Source organism: Bacteroides sp. 41_26, assembly GCF_949740115.1.
GTDB classification, from domain to species: domain Bacteria; phylum Bacteroidota; class Bacteroidia; order Bacteroidales; family Bacteroidaceae; genus Bacteroides; species Bacteroides nordii.
In genome coordinates this window covers 17,923-28,209 of the sequence record NZ_CATJGZ010000073.1, presented here as the reverse complement: position 1 = coordinate 28,209, position 10,287 = coordinate 17,923, and the positions used below count along the sequence as shown (strand labels likewise).

Sequence of the window (10,287 nt, the reverse complement as noted above, 5' to 3'; positions counted from 1 at the left end):
TCTTGTACTACTAACTGCTTGGCTCCTATCGCTAAAGTATTGAACGACAAGTTCGGTATCGTTAAAGGTTTGATGACTACAGTTCACGCTGCTACTGCTACTCAGAAAACAGTAGACGGTCCTTCTAAGAAAGACTGGAGAGGTGGTCGTGGTATTCTTGAAAACATCATCCCTTCTGCAACAGGTGCTGCTAAAGCTGTAGGTAAAGTATTGCCGGTATTGAACGGTAAACTGACTGGTATGGCATTCCGCGTTCCGACTTCTGACGTTTCTGTAGTTGACCTGACAGTAGTTCTGGAAAAACCTGCTACAGTAGAAGATATCAACGCTGCTATGAAAGAAGCTTCTGAAGGCGAATTGAAGGGTATCCTTGGCTATACTGACGATGCAGTTGTTTCAACTGACTTCCGTGGTTGCGCTATGACTTCAATCTTCGATTCTAAAGCTGGTATCTCTTTGGATTCTAACTTCGCTAAAGTTGTATCTTGGTATGACAACGAGTGGGGTTATTCAAACAAAGTTTGTGAAATGGCTCGCGTTATCGCTAAGAAATAATCATTCACAATATGATTCAAGTAAAGCTGTTTCGGTTTCCGAAGCAGCTTTTTTTCATATATTCATTTTTGATCCGAAATGAGCAAAACTCACCACAGAGTAGTATTTATCTGATGAAACGCAGATTAAAAGGCTGTAGTTCTTTATCATACATTTGTTTCCCTTTACGAAAATCTGCGTTAATCCGTGTTTCAATAAAGATTTAAACTCTGTGGAACTCTGTGTTACTCTGTGGTGAAATCATTCAGAAAAAACTAAAACGCCCTCTATTAATTAACAAAATTATATTAATCTGCGAAATAATCCTTATTCACTAATACTTTGTTAAAAAGCAGATCATTCCTACTGTAAGTATCCACTATTTTAGTAATTTTGTAATCCATAAGTATAAACCAAATCATTCATAATCCGGCTTATATGAAGAGACTAAACGTAATATTGATTTTACTTTGCATTATTATTAATATGATGAACGCCCAAAACCCTTTTTTTGAAAAGTATACTACACCGTATGGAACTGTCCCATTCGATAAAATAAAAACAGAACATTACGAGCCTGCCATCCGTGAAGGAATCCGTCAGCAGGCAGCTGAGATAGATGCTATCGTTAATAACCCGGAAGCACCGACTTTTGCCAATACAATACTGGCATACGAAAAGTCAGGCGAACTATTGGATCGTGTAACAACTGTATTCGGTAATCTACGTAGTGCAGAGACGAATGATGATCTGCAGACACTGGCACAGGAAATGATGCCACTTCTTAGTGAACACAGCAACAATATCAGTCTGAATGAAGAGTTATTTAAACGTGTAAAAGCTGTCTATAACCAAAAAGAGCAATTAAACCTAACTCCGGAACAAACCAAGTTACTCGAAAACATATATGATGGTTTTATCCGCCGGGGAGCCAATCTGCAAGGAGAAGCCAAAAAACAATACCGTCAATTAACGAAAGAATTGAGCAGCCTTACATTGCAGTTCAGCGAAAACAACCTGAAAGAGATAAATAATTATCAGCTTGTGCTTACAGACAAAGCACAACTTGCCGGACTCCCGGAAAGCGCCATAGAAGCAGCAGCTGAAACAGCCAAGGAAAAAGGTGTAGAAGGCTGGGTATTCACTCTACAGGCACCAAGTTACATCCCTTTCATGACTTACGCCGACAATCGTGATCTGCGTCATGAGCTTTACATGGCTTATAATACCAAATGTACCCACAACAATGAGTACAACAATATCGATATTGTAAAGAAGCTCGTTAATACCCGAATGGCTATCGCACAATTGCTGGGATATGAAAACTTTGCCCAATACACTTTGAAAAAGCGGATGGCAGAAGACAGTGATGCGGTTTACAATCTGCTCAACCAACTTTTAGAAGCGTATACTCCTACTGCAAAGAAAGAATACCAGGAAGTACAGGAGCTGGCACGCCAGGAACAAGGTGCAGAGTTCACCGTTATGCCTTGGGATTGGAGTTACTATTCTAATAAACTAAAGGATAAGAAGTTCAATATCAATGAAGAAATGCTACGTCCTTATTTTGAACTGGAAAAAGTAAAAGAAGGAGTATTTGGCCTGGCAACCCGCTTGTATGGAATTACCTTCAAAAAAAATACCGATATTCCGGTCTATCACAAGGATGTGGATGCCTATGAGGTACTTGACAAAGATAATAAAACGCTCGCTATACTTTATACAGACTTCCACCCACGTACAGGAAAACGTGCAGGTGCGTGGATGACCGAATATAAAGGCCAATGGATAGACGAAAAGACAGGAGAAAACAGCCGGCCACATGTGTCTATCGTGATGAACTTTACAAAACCAACAGGAAACAAACCCGCCTTACTGACTTTTGACGAAGTGGAAACATTTCTCCATGAATTCGGGCACAGTCTGCATGGTATGTTTGCTAATTCTACTTACGAGAGCCTCAGCGGCACCAGCGTTTATTGGGATTTTGTAGAGTTACCTTCACAAATTATGGAAAACTTTGCTATCGAAAAAGAATTCCTCAATACGTTTGCCCAACACTATCAGACGGACGAAAAGTTACCCGAAGAACTGATAAAACGCATGGTAGATGCTTCCAATTTCAATGCTGCTTATGCCTGTCTGCGTCAAGTTAGTTTCGGTTTGTTGGATATGGCATGGTATACCCGTAATACCCCTTTTGAGGGAGATGTGAAAGAGTACGAACAACAATCATGGGCCAAAGCACAAATATTACCGGTTGTGAAAGATGCCTGTATGAGTACACAGTTCTCACACATCTTTGCCGGAGGATACTCTGCCGGATACTACAGTTATAAATGGGCGGAGGTATTGGATGCGGATGCTTTCTCGTTGTTTAAACAGAAAGGTATATTTAGCAGGGAAGTTGCCGAATCATTCCGCAACAATATTCTGTCAAAAGGTGGAACGGAACATCCAATGATACTTTATAAGCGCTTCCGTGGACAAGAGCCTACAATTGACGCATTGCTCATCAGAAATGGTATTAAAGAAAACACTGGAAATTAAAAACTGAAGATTAGAAATCAAGATGAAGAAACAAATATTGAAATATATCGGAATATTGTTTGCAATCATGCTGATTCCGGCTTTAAGCGGATGCAATGATACGGACGATGTGCAAAAGATATTCACAGGGAAAACATGGAAGATGACCTATATCACCAAAAAGGGTGAACATAGATGGTATACTTTTCCGGGAGTAGACAAAAAGAACTATTTGTCTTATGATCCAACCACCGGAACAAGAGCATTCCGGATAACTTTCACAGGCAGTACAAGTGAAAACAGAATCAATGGTGACTTCAACGGTTCCGGTTCTGTGGTTATGAACGGTACATGGGAAGCAAATGGCGAAAAACAAACTTTCCGAACAACTGTAAAAGATAAAAGGGTGACCGATTCGAATGACAAATTGGGGCAGTTCATCATCGAAGCAATAACCAAAGCAACCTCCTATGAAGGAGATGAATACAATTTGTATCTCTATTTTGAATATAATACAGAAACTCTGTGCATTACATTTGCACCCGAAAAATAAAACACATACGATAATGAATAAACAATCAGAATTAGATAAGCGTTATATACGTATGGCCAGCATCTGGGCTGAAAATTCGTATTGCCAACGGCGTAAAGTAGGAGCATTGATTGTCAAGGACAAAATGATCATTTCCGACGGATATAACGGAACGCCTTCCGGCTTCGAGAATGTCTGTGAAGATGAAAACAATGTCACAAAGCCCTATGTGCTTCATGCCGAAGCAAACGCCATAACCAAAATAGCACGTTCTAACAACAGCAGCGATGGTGCTACCATGTATGTCACGGTTTCTCCTTGTATTGAATGTGCCAAACTAATCATTCAGGCGGGTATCAAACGGGTCGTTTACTCCGAGCATTACCGTCTGGAAGATGGAATTGAATTACTCAAACGGGCCGGAATAGAAGTCATATTTGTGACAACAGACCACGAGTAACAATAACAAAAAAAGAAAAAACAGCAAACCGCAGTTATAGCATAGCTCCCCGCAGCTTGCAACTACTAACTAATAACTAATAAAAAAGCATGAGTACAAAAAACTCTTCCCGTTTTACCCCTGTCATCATTGCTATCAGCGTAGTAATTGGAATCCTTATCGGAACGTTCTACGCCAAACATTTTGCAGGCAATCGCTTAGGCATTATCAACGGATCATCCAATAAGTTGAATGCTTTACTCCGTATTGTTGATGACCAATATGTAGATACGGTGAACATGACAGACCTTGTAGAAAAAGCAATGCCTCAGATTCTGGCTGAACTTGATCCACATTCAACTTACATTCCGGCACAAAATCTGGAAGAAGTAAACTCTGAATTGGAAGGAAGTTTTAGTGGAATAGGTATCCAGTTTACAATACAATATGATACCATACATGTAAATGCCGTTATTCCCGGCGGACCTTCCGAGAAAGTAGGCTTAATGGCAGGTGACCGTATTGTAACCGTAGATGATAGCCTCTTCGTTGGGAAAGAGGTTACTAACGAACGGGCCATGCGTAAACTGAAAGGCCCGAAAGGCAGTCAGGTTAAACTGGGCATTAAGCGTGCAACCGAAAAAGACCTGATAAACTTCACGATTACCCGTGGTGATATACCGCAGAATACAATAGATGCCGCTTACATGCTGAACGATGATTTCGGATATATCCAAATCAGTAAATTCGGACGTACATCACACGTAGAATTATTAAATGCTCTTGCACAATTAAATCATAAGAATTGTAAAGGACTTATCATAGATCTTCGTGGAAATACCGGAGGATATATGGATGCTGCCACACGAATGGTAAATGAGTTTCTGCCGCAAGGGAAATTGATTGTTTATGCACAGGGACGTAAATACAAACGTCTGGATGAAGTTGCTAACGGAACAGGAAGTTGCCAGAATCTCCCATTGGTTGTTCTTGTAGATGAAGGATCGGCTTCTGCCAGCGAAATTTTCTCGGGTGCTATTCAGGATAATGACCGTGGAACTATCGTAGGACGTCGTTCATTCGGTAAAGGTCTGGTACAGCAACCCATCGATTTCAGCGACGGTTCTGCCATTCGTCTAACAATAGCCCGTTACTATACCCCCTCAGGACGTTGTATACAGCGCCCATACGAAAATGGAAAAGACCGCAATTATGAAATGGATTTGTACAACCGTTATACCCACGGAGAATTTTTCTCACGTGACAGTATAAAACTGGACGAATCACAGCGGTACTCAACCGGGTTAGGACGCCCCGTGTACGGTGGTGGCGGTATTATGCCCGACGTATTTGTACCACAAGATACTACTGGTGTGACCTCCTACTTGTCTACCGTACTAAACAAGGGGTTGACTATTCTCTTTACATTCCAGTATACGGACAACAACCGCGAAAAACTGAGCAAATACGATACGGAAGAGTCACTCGTAAACTACCTGCGTCAGCAAGGGCTCGTTGAACAATTCGTTCGTTATGCCGAAACCAAAGGTGTTAAGAGAAGAAATATCCTTATTCAGAAGTCATATAAACTACTGGAAAAGAATATCCTCGGAAACATCATTTACAATATGCTCGGAAAAGAAGCTTATATCAAATATTCCAACCTGACAGATCCGACTGTAAAGAAAGGATTGGATTTGTTGGAAAAAGGCGAAGCTTTCCCCAAAGCACCGGAAATAGTTGAAGAACCGGAAATCAAGAAAAACGATGAAGGAAAGAAAAAAAGAACTGCGCAAGCTGATAGCGCAAGAGAAAACCCGGTATTGCGACTCTACGCTGAAGGCACTCTCTGCTGACATTTTAGCTAACCTGGAAAGTCACCCGGCTTTCCAGGCAGCAAACACCATACTACTCTACCACTCCTTGAAGGATGAAGTCCAGACCCATTCCTTCATAGAGAAGTGGAGTGAAAGAAAAAGGATTATATTACCTGTCGTTGTTGGAGATTATCTGGAACTACGACTTTATACAAGCCCCCAGGACCTGATTATCGGTTCTTATGGTATTGCCGAACCTACCGGAAAATTGTTCACCGACTATGGCTCCATTGAACTGGCAGTAGTTCCGGGCGTTGCTTTTGACCAGACCGGACATCGGTTAGGAAGAGGTAAAGGTTATTACGATAAACTCCTTCCCCACATTACAGCCACAAAACTTGGAATATGTTTTCCCTTTCAATTGCTTGAAGAGGTACCTGCAGAATCATTTGATATCTGTATGGATGAAATTATAACAAAATGAAAACTAATTATCACACCCATACTACCCGCTGCCACCATGCGACAGGGAGTGACGAAGAATTTGTTTTAAGTGCCATCAAAGGAGGCTATCAGATAGTAGGGTTCTCAGACCATAGTCCGTGGAGATATCACACGGACTATGTATCAGATATCCGGATGACTCCTGAAGAATTCCCTGAATATGTAGAGAGCATCCGGAGCCTACAAGAAAAATACAAAAACCGGATAAAGATACATTTAGGATTGGAATGCGAATATTTTCCTGAATACATACATTGGCTGAAAGAGCTGATAAAGGAATATAAGCTCGATTATATCATCTTTGGCAATCATCACTTCCACACAGACGAAAAATTTCCCTACTTCGGACGTAACACCATCACACCAGATATGCTCGAACTCTACGAAGAGAGTGCAATCGAAGGAATGGCAAGTGGTCTGTTTGCCTACTTGGCCCACCCTGATCTTTTCATGCGTTCTTATCCGGAATTTGATTCCCACTGTAAATTAATTAGCCGGCACATTTGCCGCGCAGCTGCCCGGCTTAATATCCCTTTGGAATATAATATAGGAATGATGGACTACAACCAGGCTTTTGACACTCTGACCTATCCACACCCGGAGTTTTGGCATATTGCTGCTAATGAGGGTTGCACAGCCATTATTGGAGTAGATGCACACGACACTAAATCACTGGAATATTCAGGATATTACGATCAGGCTTGTGAAAACCTGAAACTATTGAAAATAAAAACAATTGATACACTTCCCTGCTTGAACGGATGAGTTATTCAGTGAAAAGATTACGTTCATAACTATCTAATAATCAAGGCTTATAAGAATGTACATTTTTGCATAACAAGAGTGTACATTCTTGTTATACTAAAGTGTACAATATTGTCATGCATAAGTGTACAATCTTATAAAACATGAGCTACAAGTGAATGCATACCATTCTACTTGTAGCTCATATTTATAATGCAAGTTATAAAATTCAGCTGCCTATAAGGCAAGCCATTTCAGTTACCACTTCAAATCCGGGAAATAACTCGTCAGGCAATTCCTCAAAATACTCAATGTAATGGGTTTCACCAATACCTCTGTTGCTCCACATTTCATTGCATTTTCTTTATCGGAACTGAATGCATATGCAGTCTGCATTATGATAGGTATTTTCTGATCCTCTTTACGAATAATCACTGTTGCGTCCAAACCAGTCATTATCGGCATTTTAATATCCATAAGTATCGCTGCAGCTTTGCCACGATTCTCATTGAACAACTTCACTATTTCCTCTCCGTTCTTAGCCCACAGGATATCACATTTTTTTCCTATGATAGCCTTTATCAATTTGAAATTACTGTCATCGTCTTCCGCCACCAGTATTAGCGGACGGAAGTCTGTTGTTGATTCATTTTCCATTATAATGATTGTTATATTCGCGTGTACATATTTAAGTATATCGTATTATATCATACGCATTCAGCGCGCAAGTTATAAAAAAAAATAATATAAATGATTATCTTTGCCAAAAAAGCGAAGATAAGCTGCACCTTGGCATAAAAAATGAACTCGTTCATTTTATTCTACTCCCGGTTTGCATTATCTTTGCACCTCATTTTAACGAACATATATGATTTCAGTAGACGGAGTTGCCGTAGAATTCGGCGGAACCACCTTATTTAGTGATATTTCTTTTGTAATTAACGAAAAAGACCGTATTGCCCTGATGGGTAAAAACGGAGCAGGTAAAAGCACACTGCTTAAAATATTGGCAGGAGCCCGCCAGCCGACCCGAGGGAATATTTCGGCTCCCAAAGAGTGTGTTATTGCTTATCTTCCACAGCATTTAATGACCGAAGACGGACGTACCGTATTTGAGGAAACAGCACAGGCGTTCGCTCATCTGCATGAAATGGAGGCCGAAATAGAACAATTAAATAAAGAACTGGAGACCCGCACCGATTATGAAAGTGACAGTTATATGGAACTGATTGAAAAGGTTTCGTCACTGAGTGAAAAGTTCTATTCGATTGATGCAACCAACTATGAAGAGGATGTAGAAAAAGCATTATTAGGACTCGGTTTCGTGCGTGAGGACTTCCATCGGCAAACAAGTGACTTCAGCGGTGGCTGGCGTATGCGCATCGAACTGGCAAAACTGTTACTGAAAAAGCCGGACGTATTGCTACTGGACGAGCCGACCAACCACCTGGATATTGAGTCTATACAATGGCTGGAAGATTTCCTCATCAACAATGGTAAAGCGGTAATCGTAATCAGCCATGACCGTAAATTCGTTGACAATATCACCACCCGTACCATCGAGGTGACGATGGGACGCATCTACGACTATAAAGTTAACTACTCCCAATATCTGCAATTACGCGCAGAACGTCGTGTGCAGCAGCAAAAACAGTATGACGAACAACAGAAATTCATTGCCGAAACCACCGAATTCATAGAACGGTTCAAAGGAACATACTCCAAAACCCTGCAAGTACAAAGCCGTGTAAAGATGCTCGAGAAACTGGTATTGCTGGAAGTGGACGAAGAAGATACATCGGCTTTACGCCTGAAGTTTCCGCCTTCTCCCCGTTCGGGTAGTTATCCGGTAATTATGGACAATGTAGGTAAAACCTATGGCGAACATACAGTATTCAAAAATGCTTCACTCACTATAGAACGCGGAGATAAGGTAGCATTTGTCGGAAAAAACGGTGAAGGTAAATCCACATTAGTGAAATGTATCATGAAAGAAATCGAACATGAGGGTACATTGACTCTGGGACACAACGTACAGATAGGATACTTCGCACAAAACCAGGCCTCACTGTTAGACGAGAACCTAACCGTATTCCAGACCATCGACGATGTGGCTAAAGGAGAAATCCGTAATAAGATACGCGACCTGTTAGGAGCTTTCATGTTTGGCGGACCGGAAGAATCAATGAAGAAGGTGAAAGTACTATCGGGAGGCGAGCGTACACGTTTAGCTATGATTAAGCTATTACTCGAACCGGTAAACCTGCTGATTCTGGATGAGCCTACCAATCATCTTGACCTCAAAACAAAGGATATCCTGAAACAGGCTTTAATTGATTTTGACGGTACGTTGATTGTCGTTTCACATGACCGTGACTTCCTGGACGGACTGGTAACAAAAGTATACGAATTCGGCAATAAGAAAGTAAAAGAACACTTGTGCGGTATCTACGAATTTCTTGAAAAGAAAAAGATGGACTCTCTGCAGGAGTTAGAAAAGAAATAGTGGTACTTCCCGCACGGGGAGGTACGCCAAGCGATGGGTATATTTTGAAACGCGGATTAACGCGAATTTGCGCAAATTAAAAGACTGTTATTCTATCTCGTCTTTCTTTGTGCAAATCCGCGTTAATCTGCGTTTTATTGAATAATAATACTCTATGGAACTCTGTGAGCCTCTGTGGTGAAATCCCTCCAAATTATCTTTTTAATATTTTAAGTACTATAATTTGCTATTCGATAAGGTAAATCCTATCTTTGCCAGCCGATTAAAGTTTTAAATTTGAAGAACAAAAGGTACATATTCTATATTCTATTTGTCATCAGCATCATTATGCTGGCAGTACCCCTTGTTCCCCATCATCACCATGCCAATGGGATGATTTGCATGAAACATGATGTAACACCCGAAGAACAATGCCCTGTACACAATCACCACCGGGAAAATGACTCCTGCTGCAGTAACGAATGTCTGGCGCGTTTTTCATCTCCTGCACCCAGTGCGCAGGTAGATTTGGGACCACAACATATGTTTGTTGCAATCTTATTCACCGACTTTATAATTGAAAATCTACTCCGACCTCAGGAAAAACAATTCACTAACGAATATGTCTACCGAGAGTCTTTACACGGCACGAATATCACTCGTGCCTTCGGACTTCGTGCCCCTCCATCTACATTCGTCTAAC

Annotated in this window: 10 protein-coding genes; 9 read left to right on the top strand and 1 reads right to left on the bottom strand. The window is 41.0% G+C overall.

Annotated features, from left to right (window positions below; translation table 11 throughout):
• The 7 genes from QX565_RS10335 to QX565_RS10305 all read left to right on the top strand — a co-directional run.
• Positions 1 to 555 (top strand): type I glyceraldehyde-3-phosphate dehydrogenase (locus QX565_RS10335; protein ID WP_502874518.1); only part of this gene is annotated, 555 nt, incomplete at its 5' end.
• A gap of 456 nt (positions 556 to 1,011) precedes the next feature.
• On the top strand, positions 1,012 to 3,084 hold the full coding sequence (locus QX565_RS10330) for a M3 family metallopeptidase (RefSeq protein ID WP_289292705.1): 2,073 nt from the start codon (positions 1,012 to 1,014) through the stop codon (positions 3,082 to 3,084).
• Between the two features lie 22 nt (positions 3,085 to 3,106).
• Positions 3,107 to 3,616 carry a DUF4847 family protein gene (locus QX565_RS10325; protein WP_289292704.1) on the top strand — a complete coding sequence of 170 codons (510 nt, stop codon included), beginning with the start codon at positions 3,107 to 3,109 and terminating at the stop codon, positions 3,614 to 3,616.
• 13 nt (positions 3,617 to 3,629) lie between these two features.
• Entirely contained in the window at positions 3,630 to 4,055 is a 426-nt protein-coding gene (locus QX565_RS10320; protein ID WP_289292703.1) for a dCMP deaminase family protein, read from the top strand.
• Positions 4,056 to 4,144: 89 nt separating this feature from the next.
• Positions 4,145 to 5,890 carry a S41 family peptidase gene (locus tag QX565_RS10315; protein WP_221650577.1) on the top strand — a complete coding sequence of 582 codons (1,746 nt, stop codon included), beginning with the start codon at positions 4,145 to 4,147 and terminating at the stop codon, positions 5,888 to 5,890.
• The gene (locus QX565_RS10310; RefSeq protein WP_221650576.1) at positions 5,802 to 6,335 is read left to right on the top strand and encodes a 5-formyltetrahydrofolate cyclo-ligase; all 534 of its coding nucleotides are present in this window, start codon (positions 5,802 to 5,804) and stop codon (positions 6,333 to 6,335) included. Before QX565_RS10315 ends, QX565_RS10310 begins: the two co-directional genes overlap by 89 nt.
• Complete coding sequence (locus QX565_RS10305; RefSeq protein WP_289292702.1) at positions 6,332 to 7,120, top strand: histidinol-phosphatase; 789 nt, start codon at positions 6,332 to 6,334, stop codon at positions 7,118 to 7,120. Before QX565_RS10310 ends, QX565_RS10305 begins: the two co-directional genes overlap by 4 nt.
• Positions 7,121 to 7,357: 237 nt before the next feature.
• Here QX565_RS10305 and QX565_RS10300 read toward each other — a convergent pair whose 3' ends face one another.
• Positions 7,358 to 7,756, bottom strand: coding sequence for a response regulator (locus QX565_RS10300; RefSeq protein ID WP_007484281.1), 399 nt, complete (start codon positions 7,754 to 7,756; stop codon positions 7,358 to 7,360).
• A 211-nt stretch (positions 7,757 to 7,967) separates the two neighbouring features.
• Here QX565_RS10300 and QX565_RS10295 point away from each other — a divergent pair, with 211 nt between their 5' ends.
• Positions 7,968 to 9,605 carry an ABC-F family ATP-binding cassette domain-containing protein gene (locus QX565_RS10295; protein ID WP_221651392.1) on the top strand — a complete coding sequence of 546 codons (1,638 nt, stop codon included), beginning with the start codon at positions 7,968 to 7,970 and terminating at the stop codon, positions 9,603 to 9,605.
• A gap of 276 nt (positions 9,606 to 9,881) precedes the next feature.
• Entirely contained in the window at positions 9,882 to 10,286 is a 405-nt protein-coding gene (locus QX565_RS10290; RefSeq protein WP_221651391.1) for a DUF6769 family protein, read from the top strand.
• The last annotated feature ends 1 nt before the right edge of the window (position 10,287 follow it).

What these genes read in the sequence shown, in the direction of transcription:
- QX565_RS10320 (WP_289292703.1), top strand. Translation starts at nt 3,630, where the DNA reads ATGAATAAACAATCAGAATTAGATAAGCGTTATATACGTATGGCCAGC.
- QX565_RS10305 (WP_289292702.1), top strand. Translation starts at nt 6,332, where the DNA reads ATGAAAACTAATTATCACACCCATACTACCCGCTGCCACCATGCGACA.
- QX565_RS10325 (WP_289292704.1), top strand. Translation starts at nt 3,107, where the DNA reads ATGAAGAAACAAATATTGAAATATATCGGAATATTGTTTGCAATCATG.
- QX565_RS10300 (WP_007484281.1), bottom strand. Translation starts at nt 7,756, where the DNA reads ATGGAAAATGAATCAACAACAGACTTCCGTCCGCTAATACTGGTGGCG.
- QX565_RS10295 (WP_221651392.1), top strand. Translation starts at nt 7,968, where the DNA reads ATGATTTCAGTAGACGGAGTTGCCGTAGAATTCGGCGGAACCACCTTA.
- QX565_RS10310 (WP_221650576.1), top strand. Translation starts at nt 5,802, where the DNA reads ATGAAGGAAAGAAAAAAAGAACTGCGCAAGCTGATAGCGCAAGAGAAA.
- QX565_RS10315 (WP_221650577.1), top strand. Translation starts at nt 4,145, where the DNA reads ATGAGTACAAAAAACTCTTCCCGTTTTACCCCTGTCATCATTGCTATC.